Annotated in this window: 1 protein-coding gene; it reads left to right on the forward strand. The window is 47.9% G+C overall.

Translation table 11 applies throughout. The features are described 5' to 3' along the window. Positions 1-361, forward strand: a 361-nt coding sequence (locus DC53_RS0121035) for a S49 family peptidase domain-containing protein (RefSeq protein ID WP_033032593.1), incomplete at both ends; no start/stop codon positions are given.

A 361-nucleotide genomic window follows, 5' to 3' on the forward strand; every position in this document is an offset into this window, starting at 1 on the left:
CAAGCGCCCAGACGCATCGACAGAAGAAGGTGTGGCACAAATCCGCGCCGAACTAGATGCTTATGAAGATCTGTTTATTGAAGCAATCGCAGCGGGTCGCGGCACCAACACTGACGACATCAAAGCGAACTACGAACAAGGCTCTGTAACCACTGCGCGCAACGCTTTAAAATCTGGTATGATTGACGCAATCGCATCACAAAGCGGCTCTGCATTGGCAGGAACGCAAACAAATTTAACCGCTCAGGGCGAAACTGAGCACCAACTAACTGCTAACAGTGAGGAAATCATGAATAAAGCAGAACTACAAGCAAAGCACCCTGAGCTATATGCTGAAATTAAAAACGAAGGCATTCAAGCG

This window comes from Pseudoalteromonas fuliginea, from assembly GCF_000690055.1.
Taxonomy (GTDB): Bacteria; Pseudomonadota; Gammaproteobacteria; order Enterobacterales; family Alteromonadaceae; genus Pseudoalteromonas; species Pseudoalteromonas fuliginea.